This window comes from Streptomyces sp. WM6372 (assembly GCF_001279655.1).
Classification (GTDB): Bacteria; Actinomycetota; Actinomycetes; order Streptomycetales; family Streptomycetaceae; genus Streptomyces.
In genome coordinates, this window is sequence record NZ_LGDB01000164.1 from 1 (window position 1) to 238 (window position 238).

General features: G+C 73.1%; 1 pseudogene. It reads right to left on the reverse strand.

Annotation, left to right across the window (positions count from 1 at the left end):
* A pseudogene (locus ADK52_RS13525) lies at positions 1 to 238 on the reverse strand (sulfate adenylyltransferase small subunit); the annotation flags it as partial.

The following is a 238-nucleotide window of genomic DNA, read 5'->3' on the forward strand; positions in this document are numbered from 1 at the left end:
CCCTTCGCGCTTGCGGTCTTCCATCGCGGCCTCGGACATCTTGTCGTCGGCGCGGGTCGCGCCCCGCTCGGTGAGCCGGGAGGCGGCGATCTCGGTGATGACCTGGTCGATGGTGGCGGCGTCGGAGTCGACGGCGCCGGTGCAGGACATGTCGCCCACGGTGCGGTAGCGGACCAGGCGCCGCTGGGTGCTCTCGCCGTCCTTCGGGCCGCCCCACTCGCCGGCGGTCAGCCACATG